The sequence below is a fragment of the Marinobacterium maritimum genome (assembly GCF_039523155.1).
GTDB lineage: Bacteria > Pseudomonadota > Gammaproteobacteria > Pseudomonadales > Balneatricaceae > Marinobacterium > Marinobacterium maritimum.
In genome coordinates this window covers 532,513-554,556 of sequence record NZ_BAAAET010000001.1, presented here as the reverse complement: position 1 = coordinate 554,556, position 22,044 = coordinate 532,513, and the positions used below count along the sequence as shown (strand labels likewise).

Below are 22,044 nucleotides of genomic sequence, written 5' to 3'. Positions count from 1 at the left end.
CTTCGATGACTCAACTGCATAGCAAAGTAAATCCGCGCTCGGACGAGTTCCGTGCCAACCAGGACGCCATGGAAGCCGCCGTCGGTGACCTGCGTGACAAGGTCGCCCAGATTGAGCAAGGCGGTGGCCCCAAGTATCAGGAACGCCACCTGTCTCGTGGCAAGCTGCTGCCGCGCGAGCGTATCAACGCCCTGATCGATGAAGGTTCTCCCTTCCTCGAGCTGTCTCAGATGGCTGCTTATAACGTGTACGGCGAGGATGTACCCGCTGCCGGTATTATCACCGGTATTGGCCGCGTCAACGGCGTTGAGTGCATGATCGTGGCCAACGATGCCACCGTAAAAGGCGGCTCCTACTATCCGATCACCGTGAAGAAGCACCTGCGTGCCCAGGAGATCGCCGAGCAGAACCACCTGCCCTGCATCTATCTGGTAGATTCCGGTGGTGCCAACCTGCCACGCCAGGATGATGTCTTCCCGGATCGTGACCACTTCGGTCGCATCTTCTTCAACCAGGCGCGCATGTCATCCAAGGGCATTCCACAGATTGCCGTGGTCATGGGTCTGTGTACGGCTGGCGGTGCTTACGTTCCAGCCATGGCCGACGAATCGATCATCGTACGCAACCAGGGCACCATCTTCCTGGCCGGTCCGCCGCTGGTAAAAGCCGCCACCGGTGAAGTGGTCAGCGCCGAAGATCTGGGTGGCGCCGATGTGCACTGCAAGGTGTCCGGCGTGGCGGACCATTATGCCGAGAACGACCAGCATGCTCTGCAGATCGCCCGCGACTGCGTGAAAAACCTGAACCATCGCAAGCAGCTGAACGATCTCAACCTGCGCAAGCCGGAAGCCCCACTCTACTCTGCCGACGAGCTATACGGCATTGTCGGTACCGATCTGCGCAAGCCGTTCGATGTACGTGAAGTCATTGCCCGTATCGTCGACGGCTCTGAATTCGACGAATTCAAGAAGTATTACGGCACCACGCTGGTCACCGGCTTTGCCCATATCCATGGCTACCCGGTCGGCATCGTCGCCAACAACGGCATTCTGTTTGCGGACTCCGCACAAAAAGGCGCCCACTTCATCGAGCTGTGCTGCCAGCGCAAGATCCCGCTGCTGTTCCTGCAGAACATCACCGGCTTCATGGTGGGCCAGAAGGCCGAGTCCGAAGGTATCGCCAAGCACGGCGCCAAGATGGTAACCGCCGTTGCCTGTGCCAATGTGCCCAAACTGACCGTCCTGATCGGTGGCAGCTTCGGCGCCGGCAACTACGGCATGTGTGGTCGCGCCTACAGCCCCAACTTCCTGTGGATGTGGCCCAACGCTCGCATCTCTGTCATGGGTGGCGAACAGGCCGCCGGCGTACTGGCGACCGTCAAGCGTGACGGTATGGAACGTGCCGGTGAAGAATGGCCGGCCGACGAAGAGAAAGCCTTCAAACAGCCGATCATCGACACCTATGAACATCAGGGTCACCCGTACTACGCCAGTGCCCGCCTCTGGGATGACGGCGTCATCGACCCTGCCCAGACCCGCGATGTCATCGGCATGGGGCTATCAGCTGCTCTGAACAAACCGATCGACGAGACCCGCTTCGGCGTCTTCCGCATGTAAGCCAGCGTTTGCAAAGACAGGTATAAGGAAAGCGCTATGGAAAATAACAATAACACCGTGCTGCTGGAGATCTCCGCCGAAGGCGTCGCCACGCTGACGCTGAACCGGCCGGAGGTCCACAACGCCTTTGACGACAGCATCATCGCAGCACTGATCGAGGCCCTGGAAGCCACCGACCGCAACCCGGACGTGCGTGTTCTGGTATTGCGCTCCAACGGTCGCAACTTCTCTGCCGGGGCTGACCTTGGCTGGATGAAGCGGATGGCGCAGAACAGCCATCAGGAAAACCTTGAAGATGCCGGTCAGCTGGCCCGTCTGATGGAAGTACTGAACAACCACAGCAAACCGACCATCGGACTGGTACAGGGTGCCGCCTACGGTGGCGCCGTTGGCCTCGCCGCCTGCTGCGATATCGTCATTGCCACCGAACAGAGCCAGTTCTGCCTGAGCGAAGTGAAGATCGGCCTGATTCCGGCCGTGATCAGCCCCTACGTGGTCCGCGCCCTGGGAGAACGCCTGTCACGCCGCTACTTCCTGACCGCCGAGCCGTTCAGCGCCAAGATCGCCGCTGACGCCGGTCTGGTGCACGAAGTGGTACCGGACGCCGACCTGCTCGATGAAGCCTGCAAGCGTTTCATCAATACGCTGCGCCGCAACAGCCCTCAGGCGATGAACGCCGCCAAAGAGCTCATTTTTGCCGTCAGCCAGAAACCCATTGAACAGTCGGTCATTGATGACACGGCCCGCCGCATAGCGGATATCCGTGTCAGCGAAGAAGGTCAGGAAGGGCTCAGCGCCTTTCTGGGCAAGCGCACACCGAACTGGATCGAGGAATAATTTGCCATGTTTAATAAAATCCTTATTGCGAACCGTGGCGACCAGTTGCATCAGCAACTGGCGGCGAAGCCAAATTGCATGCCGATGCGCGCAGCGCATGCAGGCGATCTCGACACGGAGACCTCCCATGTTTAATAAAATCCTTATTGCGAACCGTGGCGAGATCGCCTGCCGAGTGATCCAGACTGCCCACCGTCTGGGTATCCGTTGCGTCGCGGTGTATTCCGAAGCAGACCGCCACGCCCGTCACGTGGCGATGGCCGATGAAGCCTTCCTGCTGGGCCCTGCCGCCAGCAGCGAAAGCTACCTGCGTGCCGACAAGATCATCGAAGTGGCCAAAGCCAGTGGTGCTCAGGCGATTCACCCGGGTTACGGCTTCCTGTCCGAGAACACCGATTTCGCCAAGGCCTGTGAAGCCAACGACATCGTATTCATCGGCCCGCCCGCCTCGGCCATTGCCTCCATGGGTTCCAAGTCCGCCGCCAAGGCGATCATGCAGGATGCCGGCGTGCCGCTGGTACCGGGTTACCACGGCGACGACCAGTCCCCTGAACTGCTGCGTGCCGAGGCCGAGAAATGTGGCTTCCCGCTGCTGCTGAAAGCGGTCGCCGGTGGTGGCGGCAAGGGTATGCGTGTCGTGGAAGCGATGTCCGAGTTTGACGAGGCACTGGCCGCCGCCCAGCGCGAAGCCAAAAACGCTTTCGGCAACCCGGATATGCTGATCGAGAAATATCTGACCCAGCCGCGTCATGTGGAGATTCAGGTCTTCTGTGACAACATGGGTAACGGTGTTTATCTGGCCGAACGTGACTGCTCTGTACAGCGCCGTCACCAGAAGGTGATCGAGGAAGCCCCGGCGCCGGGCCTGAGCGACGAAACCCGCAAGGCCATGGGTGAAGCCGCCGTACGTGCTGCCCAGGCGATCGACTATGTCGGTGCCGGCACCGTCGAATTCCTCTACGACGTGGATGGTTCTTTCTACTTCATGGAGATGAACACCCGTCTACAGGTGGAACACCCGGTCACCGAGATGATCACCGGTCAGGACCTGGTCGAGTGGCAGCTGCGCATCGCCAACGGTGAGGCCCTGCCGCTGCAACAGGATCAGATCCGCCTGCGTGGTCATGCACTGGAAGCCCGTATCTATGCTGAAGATCCGGACAACGACTTCCTGCCGGCCACCGGCACCCTGCGCTACCTGCGTACCCCGGACGAAAATGCCCATGTCCGTGTCGACACCGGCGTGGTGGAAGGTGACGAAGTCAGCATCCACTACGATCCGATGATCGCCAAGCTGATCGTCTGGGACGACAACCGCGAACGTGCCATCAACCGCATGGTGCAGGCACTCGAGGAATACCGCATCAGCGGCGTGAAGACCAACATCCGCTTCCTGCATGCACTGGCTGATGCAGCGCCCTTCCGGAACGAGGAGCTGGACACCGGTTTCATCGGCAAGCATGAAGACCTGCTGTTCCCGCCGGCCCAGCTGGACGAGAATCTGGGGCTGGTGCTGAGCGCCTGCTTCTTCCTGCTGCGCAGCAAGGCTGAACAGACGTTGCCGGCAGACCCCTTCTCACCGTTCGCCCGCCAGAACAGCTGGCGTCTGAACTCTCAGTACGCCCGTCCGATGACCTTGCTCAGCGACGATGTACAGCATCAGCTCAGCATTCTGGAGCAGGACGATCACTACGAGATCCGTATCGGCGACAGCTGCTATGACGTCCGCGCCAAGCTCGAAGACGACCGGCTGCAGGCCACTGTCAACGGCCACCGCTTCAGCATCTGTGGCGATCTGCATCAGGACCAGGTCGTGCTGTTCCATGAAGGCGAGACCTTCCACTGTGCCCAGCACCGTGAGCAGTATGGTCTGGAAGACCAAGCCAGCGAAGGCGGCCTGCAGGCCCCGATGAACGGTTCTGTTGTGGCGGTACTGGTTAAGGCCGGCGACGTGGTTGAGGCAGGTCAGACACTGGTAATCATGGAAGCGATGAAGATGGAACACTCCATCAAGGCACCGGCCGCCGGTACCGTGAGCGAGATATTCTTCGCCGAAGGTGATCTGGTCTCTGAAGGCGCCGAGCTGATCGCCATCGAAATGGACTCAGAGGAGGCCGCCTGATGGCTTTTCCGCAACAGGTACGGATCGTCGAGGTCGGTCCACGCGATGGCCTGCAGAACGAGCCAGGGCCGATCATCCCCACCGAGACCAAGGTGACGTTGATCAACCGCCTGGCGGAAGCGGGCGTCCGCCATATCGAAGCGGCCAGCTTCGTCTCGCCCAAATGGGTGCCGCAGATGGGCGATGCCACAGCCGTCATGGCCGGCATCGACCGCCGCGCCGGTGTCACCTACTCCGCCCTGACACCGAACGTGAAAGGGCTGGAGGGGGCCATCGCTGCCAAGGCATCGGAGGTCGCCGTGTTCAGCGCGGCATCCGAGGCGTTCACGCAGAAGAACATCAACTGCAGCATCGCCGAAAGCCTGGAACGATTCGTACCGCTGATCGAACAGGCTCGAGATGCCGGTATTCGTGTGCGTGGGTATGTCTCCACCGTGCTGGGCTGCCCCTACCAGGGTGAGATTGATCCGGCCCAGGTCGCCGCGGTCAGCCGTGAACTGATCGACATGGGCTGCTACGAGGTGTCGCTGGGCGACACTATCGGCACCGGTACCCCACTGAAGGCGAAAAAGATGCTGGAAGTCGTCGCAAAAGAGGTCGCGATGGATCGACTGGCGGCGCACTTCCATGATACCTATGGTCAGGCGCTGGCGAACCTCTACGCCGTACTTGAGGAAGGGATCGCGGTGATCGACAGCTCCACCGCCGGCCTGGGTGGCTGCCCCTATGCCAAGGGCGCCTCCGGCAACGTTGCCACGGAGGACGTGCTCTACCTGCTGCAGGGCTTGGGCATCGAGACCGGTATCGACCTGCAGGCAGTCGTTGATACCGGCCACTGGATCACCCGCGAGCTGGGCCGCCACAACGGCTCCAAGGTCGCACTGGCACTGGGTGAATGCCGCCGTTGAGCTGCCGCGCCCGCGTTAATACAAAATAACGATAAAAAGGGTATTAAGGATGTCACAGCCCGATCATGTTACTGCTCTGGAGCTACCGATTCCCGAGCGCCATCAACTGCCTGCCGATGTGCAGAAATACTTCGGCAAGTGTGACGAGAAACTGGGCCTGGTTCCCAACGTACTCAAGGCATACAGCCAGAACATGGCGCAGTTCGAGGTGTTCACCCGCTTCTATAACGAACTGATGTTCGGTGAAAGCGAACTGACCCCACTGGAGCGAGAGATGATCGCGGTCGTCGTGTCATCTGAAAACCACTGCTACTACTGCCTCACTGCGCACGGTGCCGCCGTGCGTGAATATTCCGAAGACCCGGCACTGGGCGAACTGATGGTGATGAACTATCGCGTCGCTGAACTGGACCCGCGCCAGCGCGCCATGCTCGATTTCGCCCATAAACTGACCGTCAGCCCGGCCAAAATCAGCGAAGACGACCGCCAGAGCCTGCGCGATGTCGGCTTCAGCGAGCGAGGCATCTGGGATATTGCCAACATTGCCGGCTTCTACAACATGACCAACCGCGTGGCCAGCGCGGTCGATATGCAACCGAACCCCGAATACCACGGACGTTTTCGTTAAGGTTAGCTGAGCAGCCTTTCATCTGACCGGATAACAACAAAAAATCGGAGTCATAACGATGAGCAAATCTTTTCCTAGCTACACCAGCAGCACCGCCGACAAACCGCTTCTCGGCATGACCATCGGCGACAAGTTCGACGAGATCGCCAACCAGCATGCAGACAACGATGCCCTGATCGTGCTGCACCAGAACATTCACTGGACCTACCGTGAGCTGCAGCAGCAGGTCAACCAGTGTGCCCGTGCGCTGATGGCGTTGGGCGTGCGCAAGGGTGACCGCGTCGGCGTCTGGTCGCCGAACTGCTCCGAGTGGACCGTGTCCCAGTTCGCCACCGCCAAGATCGGTGCCATCCTGGTCAACATCAACCCGGCCTATCGTACCCACGAACTGGAATACGCCCTGAACCAGTCAGGCGCCCGTTTCCTGATCACCGCCGACAGCTTCAAGACCTCTGATTACCGCGGCATGCTCTACGAACTGGCACCAGAGCTGAAAGCCAGTGCAGAAGGTAAACTCAAGTCACAAAAACTGCCGGAGCTGGAGTGCGTCATCAACCTGTCCAGCGAGAAACACGCCGGCATGTGGCGTTGGGCCGACATGATGGAGCAGGCAGGACAGGTCAGCGAACAGGATCTGGCCGATCTGCAAGCCACCCTGCAGTTCGACGAGCCAATCAATATCCAGTACACGTCGGGCACTACCGGCTTCCCCAAAGGGGCCACCCTGTCACACAACAACATCCTCAACAATGGCTTCTTCGTTGCAGAAAGCATGGGCTTTACCAGTGAAGACCGCCTGGTCATCCCGGTGCCGCTGTACCACTGCTTTGGCATGGTGATGGGTAACCTTGGCTGCATCACCCATGGCGCCACCATGATCTACCCGGATGAGGGTTTCGAGCCGACCGCCGTACTCAAGGCCGTTCACTCACAGAAGGCTACCGCCCTCTACGGCGTACCGACCATGTTCATCGCCGAGCTGGATCACCCGGAATTCGACAGCTTCGACCTCTCCACCCTGCGTACCGGCATCATGGCGGGCTCCATCTGCCCCACCGAGGTGATGAAGCAGGTGATCAACAAGATGAACATGAAAGAGGTTCAGATCGCCTACGGCATGACCGAAACCAGCCCGGTTTCCACCCAGACCGGTGCCAACGACAGCATCGAAAAGCGCGTTTCCACCGTGGGCCGCACCCAGCCACACCTGGAGAGCAAGATCGTCGATCCTGGTACCGGCCGAATCGTACCGCGCGGTGAAATCGGTGAACTCTGCACCCGCGGCTACAGCGTGATGCTGAAGTACTGGAACAACGAGAAAGCCACCGAAGAAGCGATCGATGAAGCCGGCTGGATGCACACTGGTGACCTGGCCACCATGGATGACGAGGGCTACATCCAGATCGTCGGCCGCATCAAGGACATGGTCATTCGCGGTGGCGAAAACGTCTACCCGAAAGAGATCGAAGAGTTCCTCTACACCCACCCGGCGGTGTCCGAAGTTCAGGTGACCGGTGTGCCGGACAAAAAGTATGGCGAGGAGCTGATCGCGTGGATCAAGCTGCATCCGGAAGCCGATGATGTGACCGGTGACGACCTGCGCGAGTTCTGCAAAGGCAAGATCACGCACTTCAAGATTCCGCGCTACTTCAAGTTTGTCGACGCCTTCCCGATGACGGTGACCGGCAAGATTCAGAAGTTTAAAATGCGTGAAATCTCCATCGAAGAACTGGGTCTGGACGACTGATCCAGCCTGAGTAAAGGAGCCTGCAACGCCGGCCTCGTGCCGGCGTTTTTGCTTATGAATATCCACCAGCACTACGAACAACAGCTCGATACCGACGCAGTTATCTCACGGGTTCAGCAACATTACCCCGACGGCGCCGGCCTTTATCAACTGGCGCCGCTGGACCAGCTGCACATCGGCGGCATCAAGGCCTCCGAACGCCTGTTACGCCATCTGGATCCGAGTCGCCATATGCAGGTACTGGATATCGGTGCGGGTGCCGGTGGCCTTATGCGTCAGGCCGCTACACTGGGTATCCGCATGATCGGGCTGGATATCACCCACGACCTGAACCGGCTCAACCAGGGGCTGAACAACTGTTTCTCAGAACCGGTGGGCAATGTGATTCTGACGGGCGATGCTCACCATCTGCCCTTTGCCGACAGCAGCATCGATCTGGTGCTGTTTCAGCACAGCTTTCTGAACATGCCCGACGACCGTCAGGTATTGCGGGAATGCCGACGCGTGCTCAAGCCTGGCGGACAGCTGATCATGCATGAGGTGGTACTGGGCCCCAACGCCGGCGCCATGCGTTTTCCCGTTCCCTGGGCAGAAGATGCCAGGCACTCCCACCTGCTGAGCCAGCAGGTTCTGGCGGCTCGGCTGCAGGAAGCCGGTTTCGGTTCCATCGAGATTGAGGACTGGAGTGACGACGCCCTCGCCTGGCGTCGCCGTCAGCTGAACAAGGAGCAAGCGGGCACCCCGGCCAAAGCTCCTCTGTCACCGGCCCTGGTACTGGGCAAGCGCTTCAAAGCCATGGGCGAGAACCTGGTCCTCAACCTGGAAAATGGCGCCATTCGTGTGGTGGAAGTGACTGCCCTTCGCTGAGGAGGTTCGTCATCACCGCATAGCCTATTTCGAAGAATGCATATGCAAAACCAGCAACTTCTGGATTTAGCCCTGCTGAACACACACTATAGTGAAAAGCGAATCATGTCGGCAGAGGCAAAACGTCGCTTTATGGATCCGGGTCTCGCCCCCCTTCTTCCGGCCAACGGCAACGCGACGTCCTGACTGTTCCCGAGGCTACAAGGCCTTACCATTGCCTCTGCCCTTGGTGAGGGAGACAGGCTTTGAGACCAGGCATCCTTGATCGCTATGAACAAGACTCCGCTGGCAACATCATTATTGATGTTGCAGCCGCACGTATCGAAGTGTTGTACAACGACTTCGACAAAAGCGCCCCCTACATTCGCCGGGACCTCGATGAGAACCTGGCGGACTACCTGATCGAATGTGCTCGTGAACTTGGCCAGGCTTCCTTCCTGATCCGTTTCACCTTCGATTATCCTCCAAACGAGCCTGGTTGCACGCGCATCCAGCACAGCCTGAACACCTACTTTGCCTACCTTGCCGACAGCGAGCTCCACAACATCCTGCAACTGTTCCGGCGCTCGCTGATTCTTTTCGTCACCGGACTCTGCATCCTTGTCACCTCTGTTTGGCTCAACCTTCACCTGGAAGCAGAGCCGTCCATAATCGCTGATGTTTTTGCCGAAGGACTCACTATTGCCGCATGGGTATCACTATGGGAATCGTTAGCCATTGTCATGGTCGAGTGGTTTCCTCATCGTAAAAACGTTGTGCTCTACCGCCGCCTGTCAGATTCCAGGCTTCTTTTCCGCTCCACCGCCGATAGCCTTAACGGTTAGCCAGTGCCTTTTCTGTGAATCAACATTAGCGGAGGAACCGATTCCAAGAGGGCGCGAATCAGCGCAGTACAGATCTGGAATTCTGGACGCCATACACCATACTTCGTTCAACAGCCCGGAAAACGATGAGTCAGGAGGTTTACTCATGTCCCGAACCATTACCGTGTCCAATGACGTTTACGCGGCCATTGTTGCCAGGCGGCAGCGCAAGGATGAATCCGAAAATGCGATTCTCAGTCGAATCCTGCTGACGGCTGGCAATGCCGAAGAAATCCACGCGCATGCGCATCAGGATACGGATGACGCACACCTGATACTGGATAGCGACATGGATCATGTAACTGAATAAATAACGAAGTCGCCGAGTTAATGCTGCTGGCCCAGCACTTGGCCGCCTGGCTTTAGGTGTTCGGTCAGTGTATTTGATGATGCTCGGAAAATACCCCGAGCATCATCAGACAGACCAGAGTATTGAGATCAGTCCGCCAGCACCAGTTCAACCCGGCGATTCTCACTGCGACCCGCATCGGTCGCATTGCTCTGCACCGGACTCACTGGACCAACACCCACCGGCACCAGGCGCTTGGGGTCGACCCCGTGTTCGTTAACCAGGGTACTGGCCACCGTTGTGGCACGACCTTCGCTGAGCTTCATATTGAAGTTGAAGTCACCCTGACTATCGGTATGGCCCACCACATAAAACGACTGTGCAGGGTTCTGCTTCAGGTAGTCGGCGATAGTAGCCACTACGTCAGCAGATTCTGCCTTCAGGGTCGCCTTGGCGGTGTCGAAGAGCACACCGTCCAGTTCTACCTTGCCGGTTTCGGCTATCGCCTTGCTCATACCGTCGAGGTTGATACTGATACGCTCATCATTGAGAGATTCGATCTCTCCCAGATCCAGGATTGCTCGGGTCGGGAATCTGCCTCCGCTGGTCTGGGCGACCAGCAGCGAAGCATAGACTTCCTTACCCTGAACATCCGCCTTGCCTGACCAGTAAAAATACTGGTGTCGGGTGCCATGAAGGTTGGGCGCATCCAGACCCTTATCGCGCCCTTGACGTGCAGGATTTCCATACCAATAGAGTTTATTTACGAATTTCCCGCCACACTCATCATCATTGCGACAGGTGAAAATCGGTGTAAAACCGGCCTTGGCAAAAGCTTTTTCATAATTCCGGAAGATTTGCAGAGCTGAAAACTTGCGATCATTGGCTTCATAGCCCAGCGACGTGACCTTGCCTTCGAGTCGCAATACCGGTGGCAATTCCGCACCGGACTCGCGTGGTCCTGTCGCTACCAGGAATTCATCATATTCACTGGCGTAATAGCTTTGGATGTAGGTATCGGGAAAGCGGGAGATCAGCGAGTGGTCTGCAGATCCTCTGACATCGTTTTGTGCCGCCAAAGCAGGCAACGCAATCAAAGAACTCAGAACCAATGGGGGCAGTTGCTTAAGCACTTCTAAAACTCCTTATTCAGTTTATGCATAAAGCGGACTCTATTATGGTTATTTTCGCCCGGAGCGACACCCTCTAATTGTCACCCCGACAACTTTACTGCCCCCGCCCAGCCTCCACGGATGTTCTATGCTGAATTGAAGTTTGGAGAAACAGTGCGATGCAGGCTATCCAGGACACAGCTAATCCGGCACCAGGCGCAGTCGTTTCCACTACCGCCCCCATCGGCAGTATCGCCGAGGTTCACGGCCCAGTGGTGGTGATTCGTTGCGATCAACTGCCCCCGTTACGCCAGGCACTCTGCGCCCGCTTCGACCACGAAGCCTACCTGTTCGAAGTGCATCAGCATCTGGACACACAGCATGTGCGCGCCATCACCCTGCACCGCACCGCCGGTCTTCACCGCGGCCTGGCAGTGTATGACACCGGTGCTCCACTGCATGTCCCGGTTACGCCCGACTGCCTGGGGCGACTGCTCAACATCTTCGGCGAACCACTGGATGACCTGCCACCACTGAGTACCGAGCAATGGCGCAACATCCATACGCCGCCCCCGTCACTGTTTGAAGCGGTCGGCAGTGGCAACCTGCTGGCAACCGGTATCAAGGTAATCGATCTGCTCTGCCCGTTCATTCGCGGCGGCAAAACCGGTCTCTTCGGTGGCGCAGGCGTCGGCAAGACCGTGTTGGTAATGGAGTTCATGCACGCGGTCGCTACCCTGCACAAGGGAGCCTCGGTGTTTGCCGGTGTCGGCGAGCGTATCCGTGAGGCACACGAACTCTGGCACGAGATGCAAACCGCCGGCGTTATGGACCGCACCCTGATGATGTTTGGCCAGATGGACGAATCACCCGGGGTGCGCTTTCGCATCGGCCTGGCGGCATTAACCTACGCGGAGTACCTGCGTGACACCCTGAGCAAGGAAGTACTGTTCGTTATGGACAACGTCTTCCGCTTCGTCCAGGCCGGCAGTGAGATCTCCAGCCTGCTTGGCCGCATGCCTGCCACCGTTGGTTATCAGCCGACCCTGATCACCGAAGTCGCCGAACTCCAGGACCGCATTCTCTCGACCCGCGACGGAGCCATCACCTCGGTGCAGGCCGTATACGTGCCGGCCGATGACATGGGCGATCCTGCGGTGAACGCCATCCTCAGCCACCTGGACTCCACCGTGGTACTGTCCCGTTCCCAGGCCGGCAAGGGGATCTACCCGGCCGTGGAGCCACTGCAGTCAACCAGCCGCCTGATGGATCGTCATACCCTGGGCGACCGCCACTACGTCGTGGCTGAAGGCGTACGCGAACACCTGGCCCGTTACCATGAGCTGGAAGATATTATCGCCATGCTGGGACTTGAGGAGCTGTCGGCGGAGGACCGGCGCATCGTGCAACGAGCACGCAAGCTGCAGCGCTATCTGACCCAGCCGTTTCGGGTGACTGCCTCTCATACCGGCGTTGCCGGTGTTAGCGTTCCGCTGAAAACCACGCTCGACGACTGCGAAGCCTTTCTGCTGGGCCAGTACGACGACATCCCCGAGCAGCAGTGTTACATGCGCGGCAGCATGCAGGTGCCCGGCAAATGAATGCGTTCACTCTGCAACTGCTGGCGGCTGATCAACAGCACAGGATAGAGGGGGTCACCTCCTTCGTCGGGGAAGACGGCTCCGGCAGTTTCGGTATTCTGGCCGGACACCCGCGTCTGATGACGTCACTTGTATTCGGCCTGGCCCGCTTCCGCTGCGGCAGCGATCCCTGGCAATACCTGGCGGTACCGGGCGCACTGCTCTACTTCGTCGACAACCAGTTACAGATCTGCACTCGACGTTACCTGATCGACACGGATTATGAGCACATCTCTGTCCTGCTCCAGCAGCAGCTGGTGGCGGAAGAGGAGCGCATGCGCTCGCTGAAAAACAGCGTCCGGCAGATGGAGGACAAGATTCTGCGCCGTCTCTGGGAACTGGGCCGTCAGGGCCGGGAGGTCAACTGAAGGTGGCTACCCGTGATGACAACCAGCTGCGCAAGCAGGTCGAACAGCAGGCACGGCGATTGAAAAAGGCGGAACGCGAGCGCCCCACGCTACTGGCACAAACATTCTTCATCGGCCGGCTTGGACTGGTGCTGGTAATTCCGGTCGTCGCCGGTGCCTACCTCGGGCGCTGGCTGGACAGTCTTTCCAGCGGCTATTCGACCCGCTGGACGATCAGCCTGATCCTGATCGGGCTGGTGTGCGGCGGCTTCAACATCTATCTGACCATCAAGGGCAGCGGCAATGACTGACGGCGAGATGTTTGCGCAGGTGGTATTCCAGCTGGGTCCGGTGGAGATCAGCAATACAGTGCTGACCACCTGGGGCATCCTGACCCTGCTGGTTGGCGCCAGTTACTGGCTCAGCCACCACCTGCAGCAGGAGAAACCGGGCCGGATTCAGGTCTTGGCGGAAGGCGTCTGCATCGCGATTGAGGATGCTATTCGCGCCGTCGCCCCCAACCATGTACAGTTGCTGTTTCCGTTTATTGCCACCCTGTGGATTTTTCTGGTGGTCGCCAACCTGGTCGGTCTGATCCCCGGCCTGCATTCGCCAACTCGTGACCTGTCCGTCACCTCCTCGCTGGCGATCATCGTGTTCCTGTCAGTGCACTGGTACGGCGTCCGCGACCAGGGACTGAAGCAATATCTGTGGCACTACCTGAGCCCCACACCCTTCCTGTTGCCGTTCCATATCATCAGCGAGATCTCCCGCACCATCGCTCTGGCCGTGCGTCTGTTCGGCAACATCATGAGCCTTGAGATGGCGGCGCTGCTGATTCTGATCGTCGCTGGTTTCCTGGCCCCCATTCCCTTGCTAATGCTGCACATTATTGAAGCTCTGGTGCAGGCCTACATTTTCGGCATGCTGGCCCTGATCTACGTGGCCGGCGGCATGCAAACCCAGCAACTGCGCCAAAAACACCATCAACAGCAGAAGGATCCCTCCCGTGAATGACATCACCTGGTTCACGATCGCCTCTACCGTGTTCACCGCCCTGGCCATCGGCATTGGGGTACTTGGGCCGGCCCTGGCCATGGGGCGCGCCATCAGCAGTGCCCTCGATGCCCTGGCACGCCAGCCCGAAGCCGAGAAATCAATCATGCGTACCCTGTTCATCGGGCTTGCAATGATCGAGTCACTGGCGATCTATGTGCTGGTCGTGGTGCTGATCATCCTGTTCCGCAACCCACTGCTCGAATATCTGTTGCTGACCGCGTCCTGACCGAGTTGAGGCTGCCATGGAACTGAACTGGTCCACCTTTCTGCTGGAGATGCTCAACTTCGCCGTGCTGGTCTGGCTGCTGGCGCATTTCCTCTACAAACCACTGCAGTCCGTTATTTCACGACGCCAGCAAGAGGTCACCGACCGGCTGGCAGAAGCCGCCGAGCGTGAGCAGCAGGCCGAAGCGCAACAGGCACAGCTCGACAACCGGCTCCATGAGTGGGAGCAGGAGCGTCAGCTGGCCCATGAGCAACTGCAGCAGGAACTGGCCGTGGAGCGCAGCCGCAAGGAACAGGCTTTGCGACAGCAACTGGAGCTGGAACGCCAGCGCGACGAGGTACTGCAGCAACGCCATCGCCAGACCCAGAGTCACCAGTTGGAGCGTCAGGCCCTGCAACAGGGAGCCCGCTTTGCGGGCCGAATTCTGTCCAGCTGCGCCGATGCCAACCTGGAAGCCCGGTTGATCGAACTGTTGCTCGACGGCCTGCCCAAGCTCCCCGAAGAACAGCTGCTGGAGATGCGCCAGCAGGTGGCAGAAGAGGATCTTCGTCCCGGCATCACCACGGCCTTCGAACTTCAGCCGACACAACATGAGAACATTGAAAAGGCCCTGCAAACCCTGCTGCAACACCCGGTCAGCTGCCGCTTCGAGCGAAATCCAGACCTTATTGCGGGGATCAGGATCACCCTAGGGCCCTGGGTGATGCAGGCAAGCCTGCAGGACGAGCTGATCAGCCTGGCGGAGTTTGCCCATGAGCAGTGACCTGAAACGCGATGCCACAAGCCTGCTGCAGCGCCAGGCACAGTGGCTCGACCACCATCAGTTGCAACCGCGTATCACCGAGTGCGGCCAAGTAGTCTCCGTTGGTGATGGCATCGCCTGGATCTCGGGCCTGCCCACCGCCGCCATTGACGACCTGCTTAGCTTTGCCGACGGCAGCCAGGCACTTGTGTTCGACCTCAACCAGAAACTGATCGGCGCCATCCTGCTGCATGCCACCGAACGACTCACCGCCGGCACCGAAGTCAGCCTGGCCAATCTCAAGCTGAGCCTCCCGGTTGGCCCGGCAATGGTCGGGCGAGTGATTGATCCGCTGGGCCTGCCACTGGACGGCGAAGAGGTGCCGGAAGCCGAGCTTTGGCAGCCTCTGGAATGTCCATCCGCTACGATCACCGCCCGCGACTTTGTGCATCACCCGCTCTACACCGGCAACCGCATCATCGACACCCTGATCCCGATCGGCCGTGGCCAACGTCAGTTGCTGATCGGCGACGAAGGGCTGGGACGCAGCTCGCTGGCACTGGACACCCTTATCTACCAAAAGGATCAGGATGTGCTCTGCATCTACGTGATGATCGGTCAGCGCCGCTCCAATGTCATCGACAACATCGAGCTGCTGCGTCGTTACGGTGCCCTCGACTACACCACCGTGATCGTGGCCGAAGGCAGCGCTCTTCCCGGCCTGCAGCATCTGGCGCCTTTTGCCGGCTGTGCACTGGCTGAATACTGGATGCATCAGGGACGCCATACGCTGGTGATTTACGATGACCTGTCCACCCACGCCAAGACCTACCGTGAACTCTCGCTGCTGCTGCGTCGGCCGCCGGGTCGCGAGGCCTACCCCGGCGACATCTTCTCGGTACACGCCCGCCTGCTGGAGCGGGCTACCTGTCTGAGTGCAGCCCAGGGCGGTGGTAGCATGACCGCACTGCCGATCGTCGAAACCAACCAGGGCGAAATAGAGGCCTATATCCCCACCAACCTGATCTCGATCACTGATGGTCAGGTCTATCTGGATGCAGCCCTGTTCAGCGGCGGTTTTCGCCCGGCGATCGATATCGGCAAGTCGGTCTCCCGTATTGGTGGCAACGCTCAACACCCGGCGATCAAACATGAAGCCGGCCGCATGAAACTGGATTACCTGCAGTTTCTCGAGCTGGAAGTATTCACCCGCTTCGGCTCACGGCTTGAAGCCTCGATGGAAAAGGCAATCCGCCGGGGACGTGTGTTGCGCGAGATACTGAAACAGGAGCGCCTGGCACCGGAGCCGATCCGGTTCCAGCTGGCCTGGATGATCGCATTCAACGAAGGAATGCTGGATGAGATCGAGCCCGACCGGATCAGCCCCCTGCTGCTCAAGCTGTCACAGAGGCTGCAATCAGCCGATGAACTTGAGCTGGATAGCCCACGCGAGCAGTGGCAACACCAGGTTGCTGACTGGGTCCATCAGGCCGAGGCAAGCGACTCATGACACACAGGCATGCACTGGAACAGCGGCGAACGCAACTGAGCGAGGCCCAGGAGATCATGGAGTCGATGAAATCGCTGGCCTTCATGGAGGTGCGTAAACTGGAGCAGCGCGCGACCATGCAACGAGCACTGGTCGATACGCTGGAACAGGTCGCGGCGGACTTTCTGCATTTCTATCCCGATTTCCATGCCTGGGCACCTCCTGAAGCAACCATCTACCTGCTGCTGGGTTCCGAGCGGGGCTTCAGCGGCGCGTTCAACGGGCGCCTGCTTGAACAGCTGGCCGATGAGCCGGGTGCCGAGCAGGCTCGACTGATCGTCTGCGGCCACAAACTGCACAGTCGTCTGAAGGATGACCCACGCCTGCTGGCCAGTCTGGACGGCCCTTCGGTTCAGGATGAGGTACAGGGGTTTCTGCTAAACCTGCTGGAGAGGATCAGCCAGGAACAACGAAAGAGCGCCCTGACCATCAAGATGATCAGCCACGACCCGGCCGTCGAGCAGGTCAGGGTCGAATACCTGCTGCCCCCCTTTCAAACGCTTTTAAACACTGAACGATCTGACCTGACTCCCCCGCTGCTGAACCTGCCGCCAAGGGCGTTCTACGCCGAACTGGTCGATCACTATCTGCTGGCCAGCCTGAACGAAAAGGTATGCAGCTCGCTACAGGCCGAAAACCACTACCGCATGCTGCACCTCGACGGCGCCGTGCGTTATCTGCAGGACCGCCTCGACCGGATGCGACTGAAGAGCAACCAGCTGCGCAAGGAGGAGATCACCGAGGAGATTGAGGTAATTTTGCTCAGTGCCGATTCGGTTCGTCCGGGTAACGATACCGTATAGGTGCACTCTTCCAAGACCTGAATCTACACTTTTAGACTATTTACATTTCAGGGTTGGAATGACCTCATGACTCTATGTCAGTCTATCCATCGGCTTTTGCCTGGACTGAATAGTCCAGGTCGACAGTATCGGAAGCGCGCCTGTTGAAGCACTGTACTTACGGTGTTGGCCCAGAGCAGAACAATCAACTCCAAAACGGGCAATCACTACCCATGGATTAGTTGATAGGTGGTCGAACAACGGCAAGGACCTCCACCTCTGTTTTGCTATTGAAGTGCTACAAGCGAAATGCTCCAGTACCCAACACTTCAACATAGCACACTCAGGCCAGCTCGCTGGCCCAAAACCCGATATCCCTTTCGCTGTCTATTCTGTGCATCCCGGTGATCATGGCTTCTTGCAAACGAACTGCTGACCGACAACATCGCTGTTGTATTCCAGTCGTGCAGCCAGGCCGGCTGCACGACCGGGGAATTGTCTATAGTAGTACTATGTCAAACACTCTCGAATCGACCCTATCAGCGGAGGAGCCTCTGCCGAGGTTGGGATGATCTACAACGGGAGGGGATCATCGGGCTTGTCCTATTGATTGGAGGTGAAACCATGCCCAATCGCGCCCTGGTACACAGCACCGACCTCGCGTACTTCTTGAGTGCCGCCCATGGCCGATGACCAAGAGCCTAAGGCGCCGTTTACTCGACTGCCCTCGGCCTATATCGATCGACTGATACCACCAATCGCCCGTTTCCTGCACATCGAGGCCGCCGGCGGTGCCGTGCTGCTGCTATTCACGGCGGCAGCGCTGATTCTGTCCAACTCGGACTGGGCCCATCCTTTTCTAGAGGTCTGGGAGACCGAAATCGGACTTCATTTCGGTGAATTCGAGTTTGTGCGATCGCTGAAGGAGTGGATCAACGACGGCCTGATGACGCTGTTTTTCTTCCTCGTCGCGCTGGAGCTCAAACGTGAACTGGTATTGGGCGAGTTGAGCAAGCCACGCATGGCCGCGCTATCCTTCGCGGCTGCCGCAGGTGGCATGCTCGTGCCGGCATTATTATACCTTGCGCTGCAATGGGGCCAGCCCGGGGTGGCGGGCTGGGGCACGGTGATGGCAACGGACACGGCCTTTGTCATCGGTTGCCTGGCGCTACTGGGATCGCGCATTCCTCCAAGCCTGCGTCTGTTCATGCTTTCATTGGCGATCGTCGACGATATTGGGGCCATTCTTGTCGTCGCGATTGGCTACAGCCATGAGCTTTCCTGGGGCGCACTGGCGCTGGCAGCGGTCAGCATTGCGGCTATTCGGGCAATGGCGAGCTTAGGTTTTCGTGGCTTTCCTCTCTATTTTATCGGGGGCGCTCTAGTCTGGTTGCTGGTGGATGCATCCGGTATTCACGCCACCATTACGGGTGTCATTCTTGGGCTGATGACGCCGGCACGCCGCTGGGTCAGCGACGAACGTCTGTATGCCATACTGAGCCAGGTCGTCGCGCACCCGGCCGAAGAGCTTGGAAGCGGCGATACTCGGCACCGGCAATCATTGCTGACGGCAGAAATCGCTGCGCGCGAAACGCTGTCACCGGTCGAAAGGCTGGAGATGGCGCTGCACCCTTGGGTCGTTTTTGCCATTTTGCCGCTGTTTGCTTTAGCCAATGCCGGTCTGTCATTGTCGTTCGACGAATTGGACGGCTCCATCAGTGTGGCCGTGTTTTTCGGCTTTGCGCTCGGCAAACCCATAGGCATTATGATGTTCAGCTGGCTGGCTGTGCGCACCGGTCTTGCGACCCGGCCGCCGGACCTCAGCTGGAGACTGCTGGCCGGCGGTGGGCTGCTCGCCGGGATTGGTTTCACGATGGCACTGTTCATAGCCAACTTGGCCTTTGATTTGAGCCAGATTGACAGTGCCAAACTGGGCATTCTTCTGGCCTCGGTCGTATCCGCGACTGCGGGTATCGCACTGTTGCTTCCACTTCCCAAGGATGAGCATCGTCCCCGAACAAAGCGCAGCTAAGACGTTGCGCACTGGCCCGTCGCACTGCACTTGGTCCAGATACGCGTATCGACCCGGATCGCAGCCACAGCATGACAGGTCCGGTGCTCAGGTATAGACTGAAAAATGAACCGTGATCACAGAAGCGACAGAACATCGGCCTGGACTTTACGGCTTTACCACTCATTTCCCCAACGGCGGGAATCTCTGCCTCCGTGCGGCCTTGTCTGAGCCGCTGAATCGCTCCAGGCTGTTCGACCTGATATCGAACTCGCCCCCTTGGAGGAGACTATGATTCGAGAATCGGCATCGCGTCCGTCAGCACCCCTGACGACGCGATTGGATGACATAGTCCAAAGCCTCGGGGCTGCCTCAAACCTCGACCACGCCCTGCAAGGTATCGTCAAAAGCGTGCGCGATCTATTCCGCGTCGACATCTGCTTGCTCTATCTGTCAGACCCTGCACGGCTGGATGTGCAGCAACTGATGGCTTGGGAGGGGCTCGGAGATCATGCCGCCCCACCCGCATTCGCCGACACGCTGGCCAACCTCGTGGCTGAGCGTTCAGAACCGGTTAACCTCCGTGATAGCAAGACATTGCCGGCCCACCAGGATGCCACTAGCCACGTGTATCTCGGCGTCCCCATCATGCATTTGGGAGCGCTGTTGGGCGTACTGATTGTGCAACAAACGGCGCAATCCCAGTTCAGCGAATACGAGCAGGCATCGCTGGCTACCCTGGCGGCGCAAATCGCAGGTGGCATCCAACTGGCCAAGGCCCGCAGCAGCATCAATGCCCGTGTTTCCGGCGACATGCCGGCAGCCCCTTTTTTCGAGGGCGTCATCGGTGCACCGGGTATCGCCGCCGGTACTGCACATGTCATCTACGCCAGGTCAGAGCTTGCCCAGATTCCGAATCGTGATGTAACCGATATCGACTCCGAAATCGCGGTCTTTCAGGCGGCTGTCAGCCGGGTTGCTGGCGAACTCGACCGGATAGCCGAGGAACAGGGAGGAATGCTAACGGCGGAAGACCGGACTCTGTTTCGCGCCTACGCCATGATTGCCCGCAGTGATGAATTGGTCACCAGCACACTGGCCGGCATCCGTAACGGCAACTGGGCACCCGGTGCTCTTCGCGATAGCATCCAGGAGCATGCTCGCTACTTCGAGGCTATGGAGGATCCCTATTTCAGGGAAAGAGCCGATGACATTCGCGATATCGGTCGCGCCCTGCTCAACGAGCTGCAAACGCTTCAACCGATTGATGAGCACTATCCCGCACGTACCATACTCGTCGGTGAGGACCTTAGCCCACTGGATCTGGCCGCCGTTAAGGGCACGCGCTTGGTTGCGGTGATCTCGGGACACGGTTCAAGGCTGTCACACCTGGCAATTCTTGCGCGCTCCATGGGTATCCCGGCAGTAATGGGTCTTGCCGACACTCTCCCTCTCACCAATCTTCACGGTAAGTCGCTGATTGTAGACGGCTATAAGGGACGGCTTTACATCGAACCTGACGTCAGCTTGAAACGGCAATATCGGAGCCTTGCTGCGCGCGAACGTAGACTTTCAAAGAGGCTCCGTCATCTTCGCGACCAAACTGCACAAACCCCCGATGGCTTCAGAATCCCGCTCTATACCAACGCGGGCCTGTTGTCTGATCTTAATCCTTCGCTTGCAGCAGGTTCCGAAGGCATCGGCCTCTACCGTACTGAATATCCCTTCATGGTACGCGACAGCTTCCCCACTGAAGAGGAGCAGTACACCCTTTACCGAAAGGTACTTCAGACCTTTCATCCTCGCCCCGTAACACTGCGGACGCTGGATATTGGCGGCGACAAGCCGCTGGCCTACTTCCCGGTACAGGAAACGAATCCATTCCTCGGCTGGCGCGGCATTCGCATTTCGCTCGATCATCCCGAGATGTTTCTGACCCAGATCCGGGCCATGCTCAGAGCGAGCAGCGGGTTGAACAACCTGAGTCTGTTGTTACCGATGATCAGCCGGGTCGAAGACCTGGACGAGGGTTTGATACTTATACGACGTGCTTATCAGCAGCTGGAGCAGGAAGGGCTGAGTATTACGAGGCCTCTTCTGGGAGCAATGATTGAGGTGCCATCCGCTGTCTATCAGGCCGAGGCATTGGCCAGGCGGGTGGATTTTCTCTCGGTCGGGACCAATGATCTGATTCAGTACCTGCTTGCGGTCGACCGCAACAATGAGCGTGTCGCACGCTGGTTCGATGCACTGCATCCCGCCGTGATTCAGGCATTACTTCGCATAATCCGGGCCGGCAGGCGAAACGGCACCCCGGTCAGTGTCTGCGGCGAGGCGGCCGGCGATCCTGCCGTGGCACTGCTCCTGGTCGGTATGGGTGTCAGCAGTCTAAGCCTGAGCGCCGGAGACCTGCCGCGAATCAAGTGGGCTATCCACTCTTTCAGCCGGCAACGAGCCAGAACCCTGCTGCGGCAATCGCTGAAACTGGAGCAGGCCAGTGCCATACGCTCCCTTCTGACACAGGCACTCGTCGACGCTGGTCTTGACGCTTTGGTTCATCCGGGCAATCTCGACTGATAAAGGCTGCGGCCGTTACCTGCCTTTGGGTAGTGAGGCTCAATCACTAATTCAAATCGAGCTCGAGAATCAGCTTTTCCATACGACCGTGACACTTTTCCTTGCGTTCTTGGCCCCGGTTT

21 protein-coding genes are annotated in these 22,044 nt (G+C 58.7%); 20 read left to right on the top strand and 1 reads right to left on the bottom strand.

Annotated elements, in window-relative coordinates; translation table 11 throughout:
• The first annotated feature begins 5 nt into the window (after nt 1–5).
• The 10 genes from ABD013_RS02455 (at nt 6) to ABD013_RS02410 (ending at nt 9,898) form a co-directional block, all read left to right on the top strand.
• On the top strand, nt 6–1,616 hold the full coding sequence (locus ABD013_RS02455; RefSeq protein ID WP_343801742.1) for a carboxyl transferase domain-containing protein: 1,611 nt from the start codon (nt 6–8) through the stop codon (nt 1,614–1,616).
• Nucleotides 1,617–1,652: 36 nt separating this feature from the next.
• Complete coding sequence (locus ABD013_RS02450) at nt 1,653–2,453, top strand: enoyl-CoA hydratase/isomerase family protein (RefSeq protein WP_343801739.1); 801 nt, start codon at nt 1,653–1,655, stop codon at nt 2,451–2,453.
• A gap of 6 nt (nt 2,454–2,459) precedes the next feature.
• Entirely contained in the window at nt 2,460–2,588 is a 129-nt protein-coding gene (locus tag ABD013_RS02445) for a hypothetical protein (RefSeq protein ID WP_343801737.1), read from the top strand.
• The gene (locus ABD013_RS02440) at nt 2,581–4,575 is read left to right on the top strand and encodes an acetyl/propionyl/methylcrotonyl-CoA carboxylase subunit alpha (protein WP_343801734.1); all 1,995 of its coding nucleotides are present in this window, start codon (nt 2,581–2,583) and stop codon (nt 4,573–4,575) included. The genes ABD013_RS02445 and ABD013_RS02440 overlap by 8 nt, the downstream gene beginning before the upstream one ends.
• Nucleotides 4,575–5,483, top strand: a complete 909-nt coding sequence (locus ABD013_RS02435; protein WP_343801731.1) for a hydroxymethylglutaryl-CoA lyase — start codon at nt 4,575–4,577, stop codon at nt 5,481–5,483. The genes ABD013_RS02440 and ABD013_RS02435 overlap by 1 nt, the downstream gene beginning before the upstream one ends.
• Nucleotides 5,484–5,532: 49 nt before the next feature.
• Nucleotides 5,533–6,111 (top strand): peroxidase-related enzyme, encoded by a 579-nt coding sequence (locus tag ABD013_RS02430; RefSeq protein ID WP_343801728.1) that lies wholly within the window; start codon nt 5,533–5,535, stop codon nt 6,109–6,111.
• Between the two features lie 58 nt (nt 6,112–6,169).
• Nucleotides 6,170–7,858: an AMP-binding protein gene (locus ABD013_RS02425; RefSeq protein ID WP_343801725.1), complete on the top strand. Its 1,689-nt coding sequence runs from the start codon at nt 6,170–6,172 to the stop codon at nt 7,856–7,858.
• Between the two features lie 54 nt (nt 7,859–7,912).
• Nucleotides 7,913–8,725, top strand: a complete 813-nt coding sequence (locus ABD013_RS02420) for a class I SAM-dependent methyltransferase (RefSeq protein ID WP_343801722.1) — start codon at nt 7,913–7,915, stop codon at nt 8,723–8,725.
• Nucleotides 8,726–8,970: 245 nt separating this feature from the next.
• Nucleotides 8,971–9,549, top strand: a complete 579-nt coding sequence (locus ABD013_RS02415) for a hypothetical protein (RefSeq protein ID WP_343801719.1) — start codon at nt 8,971–8,973, stop codon at nt 9,547–9,549.
• A 145-nt stretch (nt 9,550–9,694) separates the two neighbouring features.
• Nucleotides 9,695–9,898 carry a hypothetical protein gene (locus tag ABD013_RS02410; RefSeq protein ID WP_343801716.1) on the top strand — a complete coding sequence of 68 codons (204 nt, stop codon included), beginning with the start codon at nt 9,695–9,697 and terminating at the stop codon, nt 9,896–9,898.
• Nucleotides 9,899–10,026: 128 nt separating this feature from the next.
• Here ABD013_RS02410 and ABD013_RS02405 read toward each other — a convergent pair whose 3' ends face one another.
• On the bottom strand, nt 10,027–11,010 hold the full coding sequence (locus ABD013_RS02405; protein WP_343801713.1) for an OmpA family protein: 984 nt from the start codon (nt 11,008–11,010) through the stop codon (nt 10,027–10,029).
• A gap of 158 nt (nt 11,011–11,168) precedes the next feature.
• Between ABD013_RS02405 and atpD the strand changes: the two genes are divergently transcribed.
• From atpD to ptsP, 10 genes are all read left to right on the top strand, one after another.
• Nucleotides 11,169–12,590 carry a F0F1 ATP synthase subunit beta gene (gene atpD, locus ABD013_RS02400; RefSeq protein WP_343801710.1) on the top strand — a complete coding sequence of 474 codons (1,422 nt, stop codon included), beginning with the start codon at nt 11,169–11,171 and terminating at the stop codon, nt 12,588–12,590.
• Complete coding sequence (locus ABD013_RS02395; RefSeq protein ID WP_343801707.1) at nt 12,587–12,997, top strand: F0F1 ATP synthase subunit delta/epsilon; 411 nt, start codon at nt 12,587–12,589, stop codon at nt 12,995–12,997. The genes atpD and ABD013_RS02395 overlap by 4 nt, the downstream gene beginning before the upstream one ends.
• Before the next feature lie 2 nt (nt 12,998–12,999).
• Complete coding sequence (locus ABD013_RS02390; RefSeq protein WP_343801704.1) at nt 13,000–13,287, top strand: AtpZ/AtpI family protein; 288 nt, start codon at nt 13,000–13,002, stop codon at nt 13,285–13,287.
• On the top strand, nt 13,280–13,993 hold the full coding sequence (locus ABD013_RS02385) for a F0F1 ATP synthase subunit A (protein WP_343801701.1): 714 nt from the start codon (nt 13,280–13,282) through the stop codon (nt 13,991–13,993). The genes ABD013_RS02390 and ABD013_RS02385 overlap by 8 nt, the downstream gene beginning before the upstream one ends.
• Nucleotides 13,986–14,261: an ATP synthase F0 subunit C gene (atpE, locus tag ABD013_RS02380; protein ID WP_425543378.1), complete on the top strand. Its 276-nt coding sequence runs from the start codon at nt 13,986–13,988 to the stop codon at nt 14,259–14,261. The genes ABD013_RS02385 and atpE overlap by 8 nt, the downstream gene beginning before the upstream one ends.
• Before the next feature lie 16 nt (nt 14,262–14,277).
• The gene (locus ABD013_RS02375) at nt 14,278–15,024 is read left to right on the top strand and encodes a F0F1 ATP synthase subunit delta (protein WP_343801698.1); all 747 of its coding nucleotides are present in this window, start codon (nt 14,278–14,280) and stop codon (nt 15,022–15,024) included.
• The gene (locus ABD013_RS02370; RefSeq protein WP_343801695.1) at nt 15,014–16,513 is read left to right on the top strand and encodes a F0F1 ATP synthase subunit alpha; all 1,500 of its coding nucleotides are present in this window, start codon (nt 15,014–15,016) and stop codon (nt 16,511–16,513) included. The genes ABD013_RS02375 and ABD013_RS02370 overlap by 11 nt, the downstream gene beginning before the upstream one ends.
• Complete coding sequence (locus ABD013_RS02365) at nt 16,510–17,355, top strand: F0F1 ATP synthase subunit gamma (protein WP_343801692.1); 846 nt, start codon at nt 16,510–16,512, stop codon at nt 17,353–17,355. Before ABD013_RS02370 ends, ABD013_RS02365 begins: the two co-directional genes overlap by 4 nt.
• A 661-nt stretch (nt 17,356–18,016) precedes the next feature.
• On the top strand, nt 18,017–19,366 hold the full coding sequence (gene nhaA, locus ABD013_RS02360) for a Na+/H+ antiporter NhaA (RefSeq protein ID WP_343801689.1): 1,350 nt from the start codon (nt 18,017–18,019) through the stop codon (nt 19,364–19,366).
• A 270-nt stretch (nt 19,367–19,636) separates the two neighbouring features.
• On the top strand, nt 19,637–21,922 hold the full coding sequence (gene ptsP, locus ABD013_RS02355) for a phosphoenolpyruvate--protein phosphotransferase (protein WP_343801686.1): 2,286 nt from the start codon (nt 19,637–19,639) through the stop codon (nt 21,920–21,922).
• The last annotated feature ends 122 nt before the right edge of the window (nt 21,923–22,044 follow it).